We start from the raw sequence: 18,234 nt of genomic DNA on the forward strand, positions 1-18,234 counted from the left end.
CTGACCGACGGGGACAGCCGGCCGACGGGAACACCTAGCGGAGCTGCTCCGGCAGCGGCGTGCCGTGCACCACGGTCAGGCCCGAGACCGCACGGGTCAGGGCCACGTACAGGCGGCGCAGGCCCGTCCGCTCGTCCGGCTCGCCCGCCACCACCGCCGAGGGCTCGTCGAGGACCACGTAGTCGTACTCCAGGCCCTTCGCCAGGGACGCGGGGACCAGGGTCAGGCGGGTGTCGGGGGTGGTCTCCTCGCCCGGGTCCAGGTAGGTGAGGCCGGCCTCCTCAAGTGCCTTCGCCAGTACGGGAATGCGGGCATCGGCCGCGATCAGGCCGATCGATCCCTCGTGCGCCAGCGACTCCACGCAGGCCGCGACCGCCGCCGCGGCCAGGTCGTCGGTCTCGTGGCGTACCGACAAAGAGCCCGGCGCCTCACGTACCGACGACACCTCCGCGAGGCCCGGCGCGATGTCCGGCAGCAGCCGGGACGCGTACGCGATCACCTCGCGCGGTACGCGGAAACCGGCCGTCAGCTCCTCGACCACCGCCTCGGACTTCCCGAGGTGCGTGAGCGCCTCGGCCCAACTCCTGGTCGCCCAGGGCGTGGTGCCCTGCGCCAGGTCGCCGAGGATCGTCGCCGAGCCCGTCGTGCAGCGGCGGCCCACCGCCCGGTACTGCATGGGGGAGAGGTCCTGCGCCTCGTCGAGGACGACATGGCCGAGGGAGTGGGTGCGGGCGACCAGGTCCTGAGCCTCGTCGATCAACACCGCGTCGGCCAGGGACCACTTGGCCGACTTCGCCGAGCGGGCCGCCCTTTTTCCAGATCCAGGCAGCGTCCAGAGGATGGTCTTCTGCTCGTCCTCGGACAGGATGCCGTCCGCGTGCGCGGCCAGGAACTCCGGCTCCGCGAGCAGGCGAAGGACCAGCTTGGCCGGGTCGACCGGCGGCCAGATCGCCTTGACCGCCGCCTTCACCGCGGTGCCCCGCGCCACCGCGTCCTGCACCCGGTCGTCGGGCGCCTCGCCCGCCTGCTCCATGCGGACCAGGACGGCGTGCGCGATGCGCTGCGGCAGGGCGTCACGGGCGGCGCCGTAGCGGATGTCGCGGTCCAGCAACTCCTGGGCGATCGCCTCCAGTTCGTGGGCCGGGATGCGCCAGCGACGTGAGCCGCGTACGACCATCAAGGGCTCGGTGGGGAGCGTCACGTGCGAGCGGACGGCGCGGCGCAGGACCTCCGCCATGCGGGCGTCGCCCTTGACCACCGCCGCCTGGGCCTCGTCCGCGCCCCGCACCTCGACGTGCGCGACCAGGTCGTCGACCGTGGCCTGCTTGACCTCCAACTCGCCCAGGGCCGGGAGGACTTGCTCGATGTAGTGCAGGAAGGATTTGTTCGGTCCGATGACGAGCGTGCCGGTGCGGGCGAGGCGTTCACGGTGCGCGTACAGGAGGTACGCGACTCGGTGCAGGCCGACCGCCGTCTTTCCGGTGCCGGGGCCGCCCTGGACGCAGACGGTGCCGCCGAGGCCGGAACGTACGATCTCGTCCTGCTCGGGCTGGATCGTCGCCACGATGTCGCGCATCGGGCCCACGCGCGGGCGCTCGATCTCCTGCTGGAGCAGCTTGCTCGTCTGGGCCGCCTCGGCCGGGTCGGAGAGGTGTTCGTCCTCGTACGCGGTCAGCTCGCCGCCGGTGTAACCGAAGCGGCGGCGCAGGCCCACGTCCAGGGGGTCCTTCTTGGACGCCCGGTAGAAGGGCTGCGAGACCGGGGCGCGCCAGTCGATCACCATCGGGTCGCCGTCGGCGTCGTGCACGTGCCGACGGCCGATGTAGAAACGCTCGCCCTCCGCACCTTCTGCCTGCTCGGCGCCGACCGCGTGCAGATAGTCGAGGCGGCCGAAGAAGAGCGGGGTGTGGGAGAGGTCGGCGAGGGCCTTGATGCGGTCGTCGATCTGGCTCTGCAGCACCGCGGCGTTGACCCAGTTCGCGGTGACATCGCGGATGTCCAGGGCCTCGACGTCCGCGCGCATGGCACGCAGGGCGGTACGGGACGCGGTGAGGTGGGCGCGCTCGCGGGCCAGGGGGTCGGGCAGGGGGTCGGGCATGGGGCCGGACATGGGGTGCTGCCTCCGTATGTGCACGGGTGTGCGCTGGTGTGCGCGGGACATAGGCAGCCGCCCGGTTTCCGTCCGGGCAGCAGCACTCCGCTGGGGAGGCCGGGGAACGGAGGAGTCTAGATCACCGGATGCCCACCGTGCCAACGGGTTTTTTATCCGGGCCGTACGTCCTCCCCGTAGGGGACTCCCTCTGTCTTTGGGGGGATGCCGGGGGCCCGGCGATTCAGCCCAGAGGTCGATGTGCTACGTATGCCGGAATTCGACAATTGAGTCATGAGCAGCGCAACGTTCCACCCAGCCCCCGCCCCCGTCCGGCCCCGCGGCGCCACCGCCGTGACCGGCACGCAGCACAAGCCCCGCGTCGGCGACGCCCTGCGCGCCGTGAAGGTCTTTGCCGGCGCAGCGATAGGCGTGGTCGTCCTCGGGGAGTACGCCGAGGAGACCGAGGCCGGTGTCCGCCGGCACCGCTGAGCCGTGACCGTCGGCACCGCGGAGCCGTGACCGCGCCGGATTTCCTTCACTTCGGCGACGCCTCGTCGTAGGCCTCGGGCCCCGCTGATCCACTAGGGTCACGCCCGTGACTTTCCCGACTGCCACGCATCTCCGCTCGCCCCGAACCCTCGCGTCGGGCGCGCTGCTCGCAGTCTCTCTCGCCGCCTTCGCCGCGCTGTGCCTCCTCCAGCCCACCCCGATGGCCGACATACTCGTCTACCGGGCCGAGGGCGCCGCCGTCGCCAACGGCAGTGATCTGTACGGATTTACCGTCACTCAGTGGGCGCTGCCCGCGACCTACCCGCCGTTCGCCGCGATCCTCTTCGTGCCGGCGACCTGGGTGCCCGTGTCGGTCCTCAAGGCCGCCTTCGTCATCGGGAACGCCGCGCTGCTCGCGCTCCTGGTGCACCTCTCCTTCCGGTTCGCGAAGGTCCCGGCGAAGCCCTGGCTGGTGCTCGCCGCCACCGCGGTCGGCCTGTGGCTCGAGCCCGTCTTCCAGACCCTGCTCTTCGGCCAGATCAACCTGGCCCTCGCCTGCCTCGTCCTGTGGGACCTGTCCCGGCCGGCCGGTGCCGTCGGCAAGGGGTTCGCACTCGGGATCGCGGCCGCGGTGAAGCTGACGCCCGGGATCTTCGTCGTCTATCTGCTGATCACCGGTCGGGTACGCGAGGCCGGCACGGCCGTCGCCTCGTTCGTCGGGGCCACCCTGCTCGGGGTGCTCGTGCTGCCCGGCGCCAGTGTGGAGTTCTGGTCCCGGCGGATCTTCGAGACCACCCGGGTCGGCAAGGCCTGGATCATCGACAACCAGTCGCTGCAGGGCCTCGTCGCCCGGCTCCTGAGCGACCCGGAGCCGGGGCCGCTGTGGCTCGCGCCCGCCGCGCTGCTCGGGGCCGGCGGGCTGTGGCTGGCCCGGCGGGCCCAGCGCACGAGCGAGCCGTGGGGGGTGCTGGTCACGGCGCTGACCGCGCTCCTGGTGTCGCCGATCAGCTGGTCCCATCACTGGGTGTGGTGCGTGCCGCTGCTCGCGGTGCTCATCGCGGAGGAGCGGCTGAAGATGGCGGTCCTCGTGCTGGTCGTGTTCATGGCCCGCTCCTTCTGGATCATGCCGCACCAGGGCGATCTGGACCTGCACTACCCGTGGTGGCTGCAGCCGCTCGCCTCCCCGTACGCGCTGCTCGCGCTTGCGCTGCCGCTGGTGGTGGCGGGGCGGCGACGTGAGTCCGTGGCGTCGATGGTGCCGAAGCCCCGGGGGGCCGATTCGGAGGTCGGGGCCGGGGTGTTGCGCGGGTAGGAGCGCGGCGGCAGCTCAGGGCATGTTCGGCGGCAGGCTCAGGGCATGTTGTGGATGTTGCGCTCGCGGAGGTCGCGGGCGGTCCGGGCGGCAGTCGCGAAGTCGTTGTCGTCGTGCAGCACCGTCAGGTGATGGAACGCCGCCGTTGCCGAGATGACCAGGTCGAGCGCGGACAGGGCCTTGTGCTCGCCCGCCTGGGCCAGTCTGTACTGGGTGGACTCGATCCACTGGGGCGCGGACTTGGGGACCGGCACATCCGGGTAGAGCGTCGCGAACATGTCCGTCATGCGGTCGTACTCGGCGCCGCTTCGTGCCGACGCGCGGAATTCGGCGCGCTGAAGCCAGCAGGATCCGATGGACCCCGCGCTGATCACGGGGGTCCAGGCGGTGCGCAGTTCCTTGGAGCGCTGAATGCGCCAGAGCGCGGAGGAGTCGATGAGGTACTGGATCACCTACCTGACCCGTCCCTTCTCGGCGTCGCGTCGCTGCTTCCAGCCCTCGTAGTCCCAGTCCTTGGCCTGCTCGGCGTAGTACTCGATGGCGGCGATCCGCTTGTTCCGCTCGGCGACCTCCCGGATGGCCATGTTGACGGCCTCCTTCTTGGTCCTTATGCCGGTCACCCGCATCAGCTCTGCCAACGCGTCGTCGTCGATGTCAATGGTGGTCAGGCTCATGACGGCACCTCCGTTATATAAGAACAACAGGATCCATAAACAGAGTACTGCTGCCATCCGTACCCTGCTCTGCCATTAGGTATCAGGCTCCCCACCGACATGCGGCACACTGGAGGTTTGCCCCACCGGAAAGGGTGACGCGTGAACTCAGGCCCGTTGATCGTCCAGAGCGACAAGACCCTGCTCCTCGAGGTCGACCACGAGCAGGCCGACGCCTGCCGCCGGGCCATCGCGCCCTTCGCCGAGCTGGAGCGGGCGCCCGAGCACATCCACACCTACCGGCTGACACCGCTCGGCCTGTGGAACGCGCGCGCCGCCGGGCACGACGCCGAGCAGGTCGTGGACGCGCTGGTGGAATTCAGCCGGTACCCGGTGCCGCACGCGCTGCTCGTCGACGTCGCCGAGACCATGGACCGGTACGGACGGCTCACGCTCAGCAAGCACCCCGTGCACGGGCTCGTGCTGACGAGCACCGACCGGCCGGTCCTCGAGGAGATCCTGCGGTCGAAGCGGGTCACACCGCTGGTCGGCGCCCGGATCGACCCCGACACCGTCGCCGTGCACCCCTCCGAGCGGGGCCAGATCAAGCAGACCCTGCTGAAGCTGGGCTGGCCCGCCGAGGACCTTGCCGGGTACGTCGACGGCGAGGCGCACGCCATCGAGCTCGACGAGTCGGACTGGTCGCTGCGGCCCTACCAGAAGCAGGCCGTGGAGAACTTCTGGCACGGCGGCAGCGGTGTCGTCGTACTGCCTTGTGGAGCCGGCAAGACGCTCGTCGGCGCCGGGGCCATGGCCGAGGCCAAGGCGACCACGCTCATCCTCGTCACCAACACCGTCTCCGCCCGCCAGTGGAAGCACGAGCTGATCAAGCGGACGTCCCTGACCGAGGAGGAGATCGGCGAGTACAGCGGGACCCGGAAGGAGATCCGGCCCGTCACCATCGCCACGTACCAGGTCCTCACGACGAGGCGGAAGGGCGTCTATCCGCACCTGGAGCTCTTCGACTCCCGCGACTGGGGCCTGATCCTCTACGACGAGGTGCATCTGCTGCCCGCGCCGGTCTTCAAGTTCACCGCGGATCTGCAGGCCCGCCGGCGGCTCGGGCTGACCGCCACCCTCGTACGCGAGGACGGACGGGAGTCGGACGTCTTCTCGCTCATCGGGCCCAAGCGGTTCGACGCGCCCTGGAAGGAGATCGAGGCGCAGGGCTACATCGCGCCCGCCGACTGTGTCGAGGTCCGCGTCAATCTGACGGACTCCGAGCGGCTCGCGTACGCGACCGCCGAGGCCGAGGAGAAGTACCGGTTCTGCGCGACCACCGCGACCAAGCGGAAGGTCACCGAGGCGCTGGTACGCAAGCACGCGGGCCAGCAGACCCTCGTCATCGGCCAGTACATCGACCAACTCGACGAGCTGGGCGAGCACTTGGACGCCCCCGTCATCAAGGGCGAGACCAGCAACGCGCAGCGCGAGAAGCTGTTCGGCGCCTTCCGCGAGGGCGAGATCAGCGTCCTCGTGGTGTCGAAGGTCGCGAACTTCTCCATCGACCTGCCGGAGGCGACCGTCGCCATCCAGGTGTCGGGCACGTTCGGGTCGCGGCAGGAAGAGGCACAGCGCCTCGGCCGGGTGCTGCGGCCGAAGGCGGACGGGCACGAGGCCCGCTTCTACTCCGTGGTCGCGCGCGACACCATCGACCAGGACTTCGCGGCGCACCGGCAGCGGTTCCTGGCCGAGCAGGGGTATGCGTACCGGATCATGGACGCGGACGAGCTGCTTGCGGAGGATCAGGGCAACTGACCGTCCGGGCAGGCCCGTTCGATGTTTTCCGGCTGTACGAGGGCGGGGCTCAGGCCCCGTCCTCCGCCAGTTCCGCGACGCCCGTGACGCGGTGCAGCGGGTAGGTGCGCACCTCGTCGGCCGTGTGGTCGTACGCCGTCACGAAGCCGCCCTCCACCCGGATCGGGGCGATCACGCGCTGGCTCGCGGAGCCCTCGGCGTTGACGTACCCGATCCAGAGCGTGTCCCCGGTCATGACCGCGGCCTGCATCGTGGCAAGGGTCTCCGCCGAGGTGGTGCGCGGGAGTTCGCCCGGGAGGCCGCCCTGGGTGACGGGCTTGCGCGGTGCGGTGGATGCCAGGTCGCCGGCGCGGATGGCGCGTACGGCCGCGCCGAGCAGCGTGTCGTCCGGGACCGGCGGTCCCTCGGGGACGGGCTCGGGGGCCGTGCGGGGCGGGGTGCGGTGGGCGTGCGCGCGGGTGATCAGTACGTCGCCGTCGGCGGACTCCGCCGCGGGGGCGAAGCCCATCGCGCGCAGGCCGTCGAGCAGCGTGCCCGGGTCTGCCTGGGTGGCCAGGACGGTGGGGGCGAGGCGGCGCAGGGTCAGGCCCTGGGCGCGCTTGTCGGCGAGGATCTCGTTGAGGACGGACTCGTCGTCGCAGCGGACGTAGGCGGAGGCGGCGCCGATTCGCAGGTGGCCGTGCTTTCGGGCCACGTCGTCGATGAGGTAGGTGAGGGGTTGGGGGACCGGGGTCCTTGAGTGTTCGGCGAGGAAGGCGTGCAGGTCGGAGGCTGCCCTTCCGGCGTCCAGTGCTCGCCGCACCGACCCGGGTGTGAAGCGGTAGACCGTGGCGCCGCCCTTTGACTCGATGTCGGCGAGGACGCTCAGCGCTTCCGCCAGGGGGCGGTTCAGGGGGCCTGGGGCCACGGCTGTGAGGTCTGCCTGTAGTAGGACGTGGTCCAGGGGCTCGGGGAGGAGGGGGGTCAGGCGTTCCGCGGCCAGGGCTGCTCGGATCTTCAGCTCGGCTTGGGTGGGGTTTTCTCCCCTCCCCGCCCCTTCCCCAAGGGCTGCGCCGCCTTCCGCCCTGCGGGCGGTGTCCTCAAGCGCCGGACGGGCTGGGTTTGCCGGACTTGATGGATTTGCCGGGGTGCCGAGCAGTGCTCGCCCGTGTGAGGACAGGGCGCCGCGACCTGTCACTCCCAGCAACTCCGCCTCGTTCAGCGTCCATTGGGCCAGGCGGGACCGTAGGTCGGACGTTCCCTGTCCCTGTGCTGATGCGCCGCGCAAGGGGCGTTCCCAGCGGAGGCGGTCCAGGACCCCGGTCGGGGTGGGGGACGCGCCCTCGGGGAGGGCCGACAGGAGGGTGAGGACGCGGTGGCGGACCTCCGGGGCCGCCGAGCGGTCCAGGTGGGGGCCGAGTGCCGACAGGGCGCGCTCCTTGATGTCGCGGCCGCCCACCACGCCGGAGGTGCGCGTCGCCATCAGCCAGGCGGAGGCGAGGCGGGACCAGCGCTCGGCGGGTGGCGTCTCCAGCCACTCGTCGTACGCGGGTGTCGGGGCGTACCGCTCGTCGGCCTCGCCGTCCGACGCCAACAAGCCTGCCGCATAAGCCAGTTCGACCCAGAAGGCCGCCATCGGCTCCGCCACGTCGAGCGCGACCGCCGTCCGCTTCAGGTCCCGCACGCTCAGACCGCCCGAGCGCAGCACCGCCGGGCCGCCCTCGTGCCACTCCTTCAGAAGTTCCTCGACCGTCGCGAGCGCGGTGTACGCCTGGCCCGCCGCCGTCGAGTCGACCACCTGCGGCCGGTGCTCGGCCGCCGCCGTGATCTGCGGCGGCAACGGCTCGGCCGCCCGGTGCGCCCGCCCGCCCCGCAGATGCAGCGCCGCCTCGCGCGGCAGCACCACCGTGCCCGGCGCGGTCGGCAGGAGCAGGCCGCGGTCGAGGAGCCAGCGCACATGCGGGGCCGGGTTGGCGGTGACCTGGCCGTGCGGCGGGCCCCAGGTCAGCCGGCCGAGCACCTCCAGGGCGTCCACCGGCGCCTCGTCGAGGAGCGCCGACATCCGCGTACGGTCGTCGAAGAGGGAGGCCAATGCCGTTACCGCGGACACCCCGTCGTGCGTCGGCTTCAGGCCCGCCGCCGCGATCAACTGCTGCAGCCGGCCCGGCGACATCCCGGCCGTCGCCTCCGCCACGGTCGGGCCGAGGCCGGTGGGGGAAGGGTGCCCGGGTGACGGCGCGAGCAGTTCGCGGGCCGTGCGCACCAGGCGGAGCCGGTCGTCGCCGCCCCACACCAGGGCCTGCGCCCGCAGCACGCCGAGGGCGTGGGGCAGGGCGGCCTCGATGGACGTGTCGCCCTCGTCGCCCGTGAGCAGGGCGAGGAGTTGTTCGTACGTCGCCGGGTCGGGCGCGACCGCGAGGGCTTCGGCGCTCTGCAGGGCGAAGGTGTCGAGGCGTTCGAGGGCGCGGACCACGGAGGCCCGGGTTCCGGCTCGGGTGGCGAGCTGCGTGAGGTCGCCGGGGACCGGGTTGAGCAGGTCGCCGCGGGCCCGCAGCAGGGCGGCGAGCGACTCGTCGTCGCGCTGCCTCAGCTCTTCGGCCAGCGTGCGCGGGGCTCCGCCCGGGGTGTTGCTCTCGGTCCTCATCCGCCCCACGGTAGTAGGTTCCGCTCTCGGCTGTCGTAGGTCGGGCCCCGGTCCGGTGGGCGTCGCGGGGCTCCGCCCCGGGCCCCTTCTTTCGCCCCTCCCCGCCCCTTCCCGTAAGGCTGCGCCGCCTTCCGCCCTGCGGGCGGTGTCCTCAAACGCCGGACGGGCTGAAGAGACGGCGGGCGGGCCGCAGAGATATGGGGACGGGTTGAAGGGGTGGGGGCGGGTTGAGGAGATGGCGGGACGGGTTGAAGGGATGGCGGGCGGGCTGCAGGGATAGGGGGACGGGCTGCAGGGATGCCGGACGGGCTGGACGGCATGACGGCATGACGGCATGACGGCATGTCGGACGTGCCGGATGGCATGCCGGGCGTGCCGGACGGGGCGGATTGCGTGGGATGCTGCAACGTACGCTCCCTGGAAAGGACTTGGGGGACCCCGTGGGCATCGAGAGCGATCAGCTCGTCTTCGACTATCTGAGCCGGGTCGGCGACCTCGCCCAGCAGCGGAAGCTGCCGTCCGGCACGCGGATGCGGCTGGTCAACGAGGCGCGGGCCGAGATCGAGCGGCGGCGGGCGAAGGCCGTGGGGGACGGGCCCGCCGGAGTCCGGCGCATCCTGGGGCGCCTCGGCACCCCCGAGGAACTCGTCGACCGGGCCGCCGGGGCGGGCCCCGCGGACCTCACCGTCATCGTGCCCGAGCAGCGCGCGGACGAGGCCGAGCCGTCGAGCCGACGCCTCCTGCGCAAGGTGCCGGGGCCCCGCGCGGGCAGGGCCAGGACCAAGGCCGAGCCCGAAGTCCCGGACGGCCCCTCGCCGACCGCGGCCATGCCGCCGCACCTCGCGGGCGCGGACGAGCTGGGGGCGAGCGGGTCGGAGCCGGACTGGTGGCGGGTCGACTCCAGCCCCTTCGGGCCCTCGGACTCCGTTCCCGGCTTCGTGGGCGGCGTAGAGATTCCCGAAATACTGCGGCCGCCGCGGGAGAAGCCGGAAAAGAGCCATGAGCACGAGGATGACGACGAGTTCGAGGAAGAGGCGGGGGAGGGGGAGGGGGACGAGGAGTTCGACGAAGGGGAGGAGGCGCCGGTACGTCGGCGTCGGTTCCTGCGGCTGCGCAGGGGCGGGTTCGAGGGTGAGGAGCGCGGCGGTGCCCGCCTTGCCAACCCGATACTGCTGTTCGCCGCCCTCGCCCTCGTCGCCGGCGCAGTGCGCACCGAGTGGTGGCCGGCCCTCGGCATCGGCTGGGTCCTCGCCTACACCTCGCGTCGACTCGGCCCCCTGGAACGGAAGTTCGCGGTCCTCGGCCTGCCGGGCCTGGTCGCCGCGGGCGGGGTGGTCTGGCTGTGGGGGCGGGTCGGCGGGCGCTGGGGCGAGGCCGTCCCGGAGGACGGGATGCGGGACGCGCTCGAACAGACCCTGCCGTGGGTGGTCCGCGTCGCGGCCGTCGCCTCCGCGCTCTTCCTGGTGTGGAGATCGCAGAGGCAACGGCCCGAGTAGAACTGCCCGTTGACTATTTGGCCGACTACTTGGCCGGCTACTTGGTGAGGTCCGTCTGCAGTTCGTCGAGGATCTTGCCGGCCGCCGTGTAGCCGATGCCCTGCACCCAGAGCTGGTCGTCGACCGCGAAGACCTTGTTGTCCTTCGCCGCCTTCAGGCCCTTCCACAGGGCGCCGCCCGTCACCTGGGTCTCCTTGGCCTTCGCCGGATCGCCGTACGTGGAGTGGAAGATGACGTCCGCGTCCGCGAGGTCGATCTTCTCGGGGCTGACGTCGTACGAGAAGCCGTCCTTCGCCTTGTCCGTGATCGCGGGGCGGCCGAGGCCGACGTCGGCGAGGATCGTGGCGATGTAGTTCTTCTTGCCGTAGATGCGGATGTCCGTGCCCTCGACGAAGCGCACCATGTTCACCTCGGTGGCCGCGGCCTTCTTCTTGCCGCCGAGCTTCGCCGTCACATCGGCCACGTGCTTGTCGTACGCGCCGACGACCTTCGCGGCCTCGTCCTTCTTGCCGAGCGCGTCCGCGTGGACCTGGAAGTTGGCCTTCCAGGGCTCACCGGTGGACTCGGTCATGACGGTCGGCGCGATCGCGCTGAGCTGCGGGTACAGCTTCTCGTGGCGCACCTTGCTGGTGAGGATCAGGTCGGGCTTGAGCGCGGCGATGGCCTCGACGTTGGGCGTCATCATCGCGCCGACGTCCTTGATGCCCGAAACCTTGCCCTTGGGAAGGTAGTTGAGGAAGCCCGACTCGACGTCCGCGTGCGTGGCGCCGACCGGCTTGACGCCCAGCGTGATCGCGGAGTCCAGCTCGGCGGTGTCGAGGACGACGACGCGCGCCGGCTTGTCCTTGACCTTCACGTCGCCCATGGCGGTCTTGACCGTGTGGGTGGCGCCCGACGCGGACGTGTCGGATCCCTTGTTGTCGGACCCGCAGGCGGAGAGCGCGAGCGCGCCGGCCACGGCTACAGCGCCGAGGGAGAGGGTGCGGCGGCTGAGGGGGGTCATGGCGAGGCCTTTCGAGGCGTGGGGTTGGCTTCGGCAGGATCTTCGGCAGGTTCGGTGGGTTCTTCGACCGGTTCTTCGGTGGGTTCTTCGGCCGGTTCTTCGGCGGGTTCGGGGCGCCCGGCGCTCCAGGGGGCGCCGGGCACGATCAAGGGGGAGCCGGTCACCGGGTCGGGCACGACCACGCAGTCCAGGCCGAAGACCTCGCGTACGAGCTCGGCGGTGACGATGTCGCGGGGCGCGCCCTCGGCGACGATCCGGCCCTCCTTCATCGCGACGAGGTGGTCGGCGTAGCGGGCGGCCTGGTTGAGGTCGTGCAGGACCACGACGACCGTGCGGCCCTTGTCGTCCTTGCCACCCTTGAAAGATGTATCAGCCAACTGGCGTACCAGGTCCAGGACTTCGACCTGGTGGGAGATGTCGAGATAGGTCGTCGGCTCGTCGAGGAGGAGGAGTTCGGTCTCCTGGGCGAGGGCCATCGCGATCCAGACGCGCTGGCGCTGGCCGCCGGAGAGTTCGTCGACGGAGCGCTCGGCGAGTGCGGAGACGTCCGTACGCTCCATCGCTTCCGTCACCGCCCGCTCGTCGTCGTCCGACCACTGCTGCCACCAGTGCTGGTGGGGCTGGCGGCCGCGCGCCACCAGGTCCGCGACGGTGATCGCCTCGGGGGCGACCGGGGTCTGCGGGAGCAGGCCGATCTGCTGGGCGATCTTCTTCGTGGGCAGCTTGGTGAGCTCGGTGCCGTCCAGGAGCACGGCGCCCTTCCTGGGCTTCAGGAGCCGGCCGAGGGCGCGCAGGGTGGTCGACTTGCCGCAGGCGTTGGGGCCGACGATGACGGTGACCCGGCCGTCGGGGACCGCGAGGTCCAGGTCGTGGACGACCGTGCGGTCCTCGTACGCGAGGGTCAACTCGGTTGTCTGGAGCCGGGTCACTTCGATCCTCCGACGGTCGTACGGCTGCGAATGATCAGCCAGATCAGGTACGGGGCTCCCACTGCTGCGGTCAGCACACCGACCGGGAGTTCCGTGGGTGAGAACAGGCGGCGGGCCAGCAGGTCGGCGAGGACGACGATCACCGCGCCCATGAGTGCGCTGCAGACGAGCGGGATCTGGGCGGTGCGCGTCATGCGGCGGGCGATCTGCGGGGCGAGCAGCGCCACGAAGTCGACCGGGCCCGCGGCGCCGGTGGCGACGGAGGCGAGGATCACGCCGAGCGCGACGAGTCCCAGGCGGACTCTGCCCAGGCGTACGCCCAGTGCCGTCGCCGTGTCGTCGTCCATGCTGACCGTGCGCTGGGCGCGGGCGGCCCAGGCGATCGCGGGGATCAGGATCAGGAGGACGAGCGCGAGGCTGTCGGCCTCCGGCCAGCCGCGGCCGTTGAGGGAGCCGGTCATCCAGATCTGGGCCTGCTGGGCGACCAGGTAGTCGCCCTTCGTCATGAAGAGCGTGGTGATCGAGCGCAGCGCGATGGCGAAGCCGATGCCGATGAGGACGAAGCGGGTGGCGTGCAGGCCGCCTCGCCAGGCGAAGAGGTAGACGAGTGCTGCGGCTGTGACTCCGCCCAGGACGGAGAGGTACGGGAGTACGGCGTACGACGTCACGCCGAAGGTCATGGCTCCGACGGTGAGGGCGCTCGCGCCCTGGCTGATGCCGATGATGTCGGGGCTGGCGAGGGGGTTTCTCGCGACCGTCTGGATCAGGGCGCCTGCGACGCCGAAGGCCAGGCCTACGAGTACGCCCACTGTCAGGCGGGGCAGGCGGAGGGTTTCCACGACCAGCTCGTCGGGGCTGGGTCGGCCGAGGATCACCTTGACCACTTCGGTCGGGCTTACGAAGCTTTCGCCGATGCAGAGGTAGGCGATGCAGGTTGCTGCGAGGAGCAGGGCGAGGATTGCGGCGATCGTGGTTGCACGCCTGTGCACGAGGAAGGTCGTGCGGCCTAGGCGGATCAGGCTGTAACCAGCCGGGCGTACACGTCGACGGGATCCGGCAACTTCGGGCTGTGCCCACCCGTTCCGCCCTGCGGAACGATTGCCCACAGCGGTAGCGGTAGCGGTGGGGGTGGGGTTCTCGCCTTCGCCGGATGGCGTCTGCGGTGGCTTCGGGGCGTCGTTCGTCATGCCGCCACCGCCTTCCGACGTACCAACGTCACCAGGAACGGCACCCCGATCAGGGCCGTCATCACGCCTGCCGGGACCTCGCTCGGGGGGAAGATGATGCGGCCGATCACGTCTGAGATCAGGAGCATCACCGGGCCGATCAGGGCCGCCATCGGGAGGACCCAGCGGTGGTCGCTGCCCACGATGGCGCGGGCGATGTGCGGGACCGCCAGGCCGATGAAGGCGATGGGGCCTGCTGCCGCGACCGCGATGCCCGTGAGGATCGTCGCGCCGAGGCCTGCGACGACGCGGACCGTCGCGACGTTCTGGCCGAGGCCCTTCGCCACGTCCTCGCCGAGCGCCAGTGCGTCCAGACCGCGCGCGACGGACACCACGAGCACCACGCCCACCAGGAAGAACGGCCAGGTCTGTCCGACCACTTCGGTGTCGCGCCCGGCGACCGAGCCGACCTGCCAGAAGCGGAACTCGTCGAGCGCCGCGGCCTTCGTCGTCAGGACGCCCATCGTGACGGAGACGAGCAGCGCGTTGATCGCCGCACCGCCGAGCGCCAGCTTCACCGGTGTCGCACCGCCCCGCCCGCTGGAGGCGATCGCGTACACGGCGACCGAGGCGACGGCCGCGCCCGCGAACGCGAACCAGACGTACCCGGTGAGCGTGTGCACCCCGGCGAAGGCGATGGCAAGGACCACCCCGACCGAGGCGCCCTGGCTGATCCCGAGGATGCCCGGGTCCGCGATCGGATTGCGGGTGATGCCCTGCAGCGCAGTGCCGGCCAGGCCCAGCGCGGCGCCCACCATCAGGCCGATCAATGTGCGCGGCACCCGCAGTTCGCGTACGACGTCGGCGGCGTCGCTGTGCCCGCCGTTGAGGAGTGCGTCGAAGACGGCGGAGGGTGCGATCGCGCGGGCGCCGATGCCGAGGGAGAGCAGCACCGCGAGGCAGAGCGCCGCGAGCGCCGCCACCGTCCAGCCGATGCGTCGGACCACGAGGGCGCGTCGGGCACCGGTGGGGGGAGGGGCGGCCATCTGACCCTTTCGTAGCGGTACGAGGCGTATGCGAGCGAGATTAGGCTTGGCTAAGTGTACGGGGCGGGTGCCCGGGCCCGGACTCGGCACAATGGCCGGTATGGCATCCCAGGCAGCTCACGCGCACTCAGGTCCCGCCGGTCCCACCGTCGGATTCGACCTCGACATGACACTGATCGACTCCCGGCCCGGCATCAAGGCTGCCTACCTGGAGCTTGCCGCCGAGACGGGCGTCCCCATCGACGCGGACCTGGCGGTGACGCGGCTCGGCCCGCCGCTGGAGACGGAACTCGCGTACTGGTTCCCCGAGGAGCGCATCCCGGAGATGGTCGAGCGGTACCGGGAGATCTATCCGGGCTTCGCGATCACGCCGACCCCCGCGATGCCGGGCGCCCGTGAGGCCGTCGCCGCGGTGCGGGCGCAGGGCGGGCGGGCGATCGTCGTCACGGCCAAGCACGAGCCGAGCGCCAAGCTCCATCTCGCGCACCTCGGCATCGAGGCGGACGCGGTGATCGGCTGGCTGTGGGCGGAGGCCAAGGCGGAGGCGCTGAGCGAGTACGGCGCCTCGGTGTACGTCGGCGATCATGTCGGCGACGTACGGGGAGCGCGTACCGCGGACGCCCTTTCGGTGGCCGTGCCGACCGGTCCGTGCAGCGCCGACGAGCTGCGTACGGCCGGCGCGGATGTGGTCCTCGCGGACCTCACCGAGTTCCCGGACTGGCTCGCGGACTACTGCGCGGCGGACGCCGAGCGCGCCTGACGGCGCTGTACGGAGATCGACTTCAAGACACCCGCCGCGGCGACCGCGAAGCCCACGCCCATCAGCATGCAGACCGCGTACGCGACTGGCGGAAACGGATCGGTACCCAGGAACAAAGGGGCCACTGTGACCAAAGTGGCCAGCGCTCCGACGAAGAAGATGATCGCGCCGGTCCGGACGAGACGGTCACCGGGGGCAGAAGGTGTGTTGCTCACGCGACCAGGGTAGTTCCCTGCCCGAAAGGATCCGGCCGTCGGCGTCTGACGGTGAAGTAATCAGTCTTGTCACCGGCGCCGGGAACAATAGGCTGGGAGCGCAGGGTCCAGCAGGATCCGGCCCCCATGGCCCCAACAAGCGCGAGGACGAGGACAGACGTGCCTACCGGCAAGGTCAAGTGGTTCAACAGTGAGAAGGGCTTCGGCTTCCTTTCCCGCGACGACGGCGGTGACGTCTTCGTGCACTCGTCCGTGCTCCCCGCCGGCGTGGACTCGCTCAAGCCCGGTCAGCGCGTCGAGTTCGGAGTGGTCGCGGGTCAGCGCGGCGACCAGGCCCTGTCCGTGGTGCTCCTGGACCCGGCCCCGTCGGTCGCGGCGGCCCAGCGGCGCAAGCCGGACGAGCTCGCGTCCATCGTCCAGGACCTGACGACCCTGCTCGAGAGCGTCTCGCAGCAGTTGGAGCGGGGCCGCTACCCCGACAAGGCACATGGCGCGAAGATCGCTGGCATGCTGCGGGCCGTTGCCGATCAACTTGATATATAGCGCGCCTGCGCAGCAGGCTCGTTGAGGGGTGGCGGTCGGGCGACGGGTGGGCATATAGGGCGTACGACTACGGGAACGACAGTGCATCGCGGCCGAGGGGCGGTACCAGCCCCTCGGCCGCGGCGCGTGTGAGCAGTCCGCGCACCGCCGCGTAGCCGTCCTCGCCGAGGTCGGCCGTGAACTCGTTCACGTAGAGCCCGATGTGCCGGTCCGCGACCGCCGGGTCCATCTCCTGCGCGTGCTCCAGCACGTACGCCCGCGAGGCCTCCGGGTCGTCCCAGGCCATCCGCACCGACGTACGGGCCGCCTCCGCAAGGGACTTGAGGGTCTCGGTGCCCAGCGAGCGCTTCGCGATGATCGCGCCGAGCGGGATCGGCAGGCCCGTGGTGGCCTCCCAGTGCTCGCCCATGTCGGCGAGGCGGTGCAGTCCGTAGTTCTGGTACGTGAAGCGCGCCTCGTGGATCACCAGTCCGGCGTCGACCCGGCCGTCCCGCACGGCGGGCATGATCTCGTGGAACGGCAGGACGACGATCTCGCCCACACCTTGCGGAAGGACGTCGGCCGCCCAGAGGCGGAAGAGCAGGTACGCCGTCGACTTCTCGCTCGGCACCGCGACGGTCTTCCCGGTGAGGTCGACCCCGGCCTCGCGCGTGAGCACCAGCGGCCCGCAGCCCCGGCCGAGCGCGCCGCCGCAGGGGAGCAGGGCGTACTCGTCGAGGACGTACGGCAGGACCGCGTACGACACCTTGAGGATGTTGAACTCGCCGCGCTCCGCCATGCCGTTGGTGAGGTCGATGTCCGCGAACGTCACGTCGAGCGCGGGGGCGTCGGGGATCCGGCCGTGCGCCCAGGCGTCGAAGACGAAGGTGTCGTTCGGGCACGGCGAGTAGGCGATGTCCAGGGTCATGGGGTGCCTCCCGGCTCCGGCTCATTCAGTACGGGCACGAGCTTGCCGAACGCCTCGGTGAGGGCGGCCAGCGCGTCGCCGATGCGCCAGGCGGCGCGGTCGCGCGGGCCGACCGGGTTGGAGATCGCCCGGACTTCGAGGACGGGCAGGCCGTGCGCGGCCGCGGCCTCGGCGACGCCGAAGCCCTCCATCGCCTCGGCCAGGGCGCCCGGATGGCGGGCGGCCAGCTCGGCCGCCCGCTCGGCGGTGCCGGTCACGGTGGAGACGGTGAGGACGGTCCCGGCTGCCCCGCCGGCTGCGGCGACGAGGCGGCGTACGAGATCAGCGGGCGGATCGTGCGCGATCGATCCGAAGCCGAGGTCGGTCACCGGGACGAAGCCCTCGGCGGTCTCGGCGCCCAGGTCGGCGGCGACGATCCGGTCGGCCACGACGAGCGAGCCGACCGGCGCCGCGGGCTGGAAGCCACCGCCGATGCCCGCCGAGATCACCAGGTCGTACCGCCTGTCGTTCGGCGCCTTCGCGAGTGCGGTCGCGGTGGCGACGGCTGCCGCGGCGGGGCCCACCCCGGCGGCCAGGACGTCAAGGCCCGATGCCCCGGCGCGTACGGCGTCGGCCTCGGCGGGGACGGCGGTGACGACCAGGATGCGCATGGGGTGGTGCTACTTGCCCTTCTTGAACTCGAACTGCCAGACGCCCTTCACGGACTTGTCCTTGAGTTCGAGGATGGCGACCTTCGCCTTGTCCAGCGGAGCGGTCTGGCCGCCCATCGCGTCCTGGCCCGAGGAGAAGAACACGCTGCCCGGGATGGAGCGGTACGTCTTCTTGTACGCCTCGCCCTCGATGGGCTTGCCGTTCACGAACAGCACCCAGCCGTTGTCGGCGACCTCGGGGTCGACGCCGAAGCGGACCTTGTCGTCCATGCCGACCGTGAGGGTCTTCTTGCCGCCCTTCTGCAGGCAGTCCTGGATCTTGCCGTCGGCGAGGGTCTTGCTGTGCGCGTAGCAGGACGCCTCGGACGACACCGACTTGTCGCCGACCGTCAGCGTCGCCATCGGGGAGGGCTTCTCGCAGGCGGAGAGAACAAGGAGTCCGGCCGACACGGCGCCGAGAGCGGCCGCGGTCCGGCGGGCCTTGGCGGAAGAGAGCAGGGAGGTCATGGGCAGAGGCTATCGGGCGGGCGGT

At 71.2% G+C, this 18,234-nt stretch carries 18 protein-coding genes; 6 read left to right on the plus strand and 12 right to left on the minus strand.

Annotated elements, in window-relative coordinates; translation table 11 throughout:
- Positions 1-34: 34 nt before the first annotated feature.
- Positions 35-2,110, minus strand: coding sequence for a HelD family protein (locus OG430_RS27495; RefSeq protein WP_327355279.1), 2,076 nt, complete (start codon positions 2,108-2,110; stop codon positions 35-37).
- A 273-nt stretch (positions 2,111-2,383) separates the two neighbouring features.
- Here OG430_RS27495 and OG430_RS27500 point away from each other — a divergent pair, with 273 nt between their 5' ends.
- Both OG430_RS27500 and OG430_RS27505 read left to right on the plus strand, forming a co-directional pair.
- Positions 2,384-2,581 (plus strand): hypothetical protein, encoded by a 198-nt coding sequence (locus OG430_RS27500; RefSeq protein ID WP_327355280.1) that lies wholly within the window; start codon positions 2,384-2,386, stop codon positions 2,579-2,581.
- A 163-nt stretch (positions 2,582-2,744) separates the two neighbouring features.
- On the plus strand, positions 2,745-3,893 hold the full coding sequence (locus OG430_RS27505) for a glycosyltransferase 87 family protein (protein WP_327359238.1): 1,149 nt from the start codon (positions 2,745-2,747) through the stop codon (positions 3,891-3,893).
- A 38-nt stretch (positions 3,894-3,931) separates the two neighbouring features.
- On the opposite strand, the gene OG430_RS27510 is transcribed toward OG430_RS27505, so the two are convergent.
- The gene (locus OG430_RS27510; protein WP_327355281.1) at positions 3,932-4,345 is read right to left on the minus strand and encodes a PIN domain-containing protein; all 414 of its coding nucleotides are present in this window, start codon (positions 4,343-4,345) and stop codon (positions 3,932-3,934) included.
- Entirely contained in the window at positions 4,346-4,567 is a 222-nt protein-coding gene (locus tag OG430_RS27515) for a type II toxin-antitoxin system VapB family antitoxin (RefSeq protein ID WP_327355282.1), read from the minus strand. It lies immediately after the preceding gene.
- 141 nt (positions 4,568-4,708) lie between these two features.
- On the opposite strand from OG430_RS27515, the gene OG430_RS27520 reads away from it, so the two are divergent.
- Positions 4,709-6,364, plus strand: a complete 1,656-nt coding sequence (locus tag OG430_RS27520) for a DNA repair helicase XPB (protein ID WP_327355283.1) — start codon at positions 4,709-4,711, stop codon at positions 6,362-6,364.
- Positions 6,365-6,413: 49 nt separating this feature from the next.
- Here OG430_RS27520 and OG430_RS27525 read toward each other — a convergent pair whose 3' ends face one another.
- Entirely contained in the window at positions 6,414-8,987 is a 2,574-nt protein-coding gene (locus OG430_RS27525) for a helicase-associated domain-containing protein (protein WP_327355285.1), read from the minus strand.
- 440 nt (positions 8,988-9,427) lie between these two features.
- On the opposite strand from OG430_RS27525, the gene OG430_RS27530 reads away from it, so the two are divergent.
- On the plus strand, positions 9,428-10,483 hold the full coding sequence (locus tag OG430_RS27530) for a hypothetical protein (protein WP_327355286.1): 1,056 nt from the start codon (positions 9,428-9,430) through the stop codon (positions 10,481-10,483).
- Positions 10,484-10,520: 37 nt separating this feature from the next.
- Here OG430_RS27530 and OG430_RS27535 read toward each other — a convergent pair whose 3' ends face one another.
- The 4 genes from OG430_RS27535 to OG430_RS27550 all read right to left on the minus strand — a co-directional run bounded on the left by OG430_RS27535 (position 10,521) and on the right by OG430_RS27550 (position 14,627).
- Positions 10,521-11,486: an ABC transporter substrate-binding protein gene (locus OG430_RS27535; protein ID WP_327355287.1), complete on the minus strand. Its 966-nt coding sequence runs from the start codon at positions 11,484-11,486 to the stop codon at positions 10,521-10,523.
- Positions 11,483-12,415 (minus strand): ABC transporter ATP-binding protein, encoded by a 933-nt coding sequence (locus OG430_RS27540; protein WP_327355289.1) that lies wholly within the window; start codon positions 12,413-12,415, stop codon positions 11,483-11,485. The genes OG430_RS27535 and OG430_RS27540 overlap by 4 nt, the downstream gene beginning before the upstream one ends.
- Positions 12,412-13,404, minus strand: coding sequence for a FecCD family ABC transporter permease (locus tag OG430_RS27545; RefSeq protein WP_327355290.1), 993 nt, complete (start codon positions 13,402-13,404; stop codon positions 12,412-12,414). Before OG430_RS27545 ends, OG430_RS27540 begins: the two co-directional genes overlap by 4 nt.
- Before the next feature lie 194 nt (positions 13,405-13,598).
- Entirely contained in the window at positions 13,599-14,627 is a 1,029-nt protein-coding gene (locus tag OG430_RS27550) for a FecCD family ABC transporter permease (RefSeq protein WP_327355291.1), read from the minus strand.
- Between the two features lie 91 nt (positions 14,628-14,718).
- Here OG430_RS27550 and OG430_RS27555 point away from each other — a divergent pair, with 91 nt between their 5' ends.
- Complete coding sequence (locus OG430_RS27555) at positions 14,719-15,387, plus strand: HAD family hydrolase (RefSeq protein WP_442816560.1); 669 nt, start codon at positions 14,719-14,721, stop codon at positions 15,385-15,387.
- Here OG430_RS27555 and OG430_RS27560 read toward each other — a convergent pair.
- Entirely contained in the window at positions 15,357-15,602 is a 246-nt protein-coding gene (locus OG430_RS27560; RefSeq protein ID WP_327355293.1) for a hypothetical protein, read from the minus strand. The genes OG430_RS27555 and OG430_RS27560 overlap by 31 nt on opposite strands.
- A 159-nt stretch (positions 15,603-15,761) precedes the next feature.
- Here OG430_RS27560 and OG430_RS27565 point away from each other — a divergent pair, with 159 nt between their 5' ends.
- Positions 15,762-16,145 (plus strand): cold-shock protein, encoded by a 384-nt coding sequence (locus OG430_RS27565; protein WP_327355294.1) that lies wholly within the window; start codon positions 15,762-15,764, stop codon positions 16,143-16,145.
- Between the two features lie 67 nt (positions 16,146-16,212).
- Here OG430_RS27565 and OG430_RS27570 read toward each other — a convergent pair whose 3' ends face one another.
- The 3 genes from OG430_RS27570 to OG430_RS27580 are packed head-to-tail and all read right to left on the minus strand — an operon-like array spanning position 16,213 to position 18,209.
- A complete protein-coding gene (locus tag OG430_RS27570; RefSeq protein ID WP_327355295.1) occupies positions 16,213-17,052 on the minus strand; it encodes a 1,4-dihydroxy-6-naphthoate synthase in 840 nt (279 codons plus the stop codon).
- Entirely contained in the window at positions 17,049-17,702 is a 654-nt protein-coding gene (locus tag OG430_RS27575; protein WP_327355296.1) for a futalosine hydrolase, read from the minus strand. Before OG430_RS27575 ends, OG430_RS27570 begins: the two co-directional genes overlap by 4 nt.
- A gap of 9 nt (positions 17,703-17,711) precedes the next feature.
- Positions 17,712-18,209, minus strand: coding sequence for a DUF2771 domain-containing protein (locus tag OG430_RS27580; protein WP_327355297.1), 498 nt, complete (start codon positions 18,207-18,209; stop codon positions 17,712-17,714).
- Positions 18,210-18,234 lie beyond the last annotated feature (25 nt).

Origin of the sequence: Streptomyces sp. NBC_01304, assembly GCF_035975855.1 — a bacterium.
Lineage (GTDB): Bacteria > Actinomycetota > Actinomycetes > Streptomycetales > Streptomycetaceae > Streptomyces.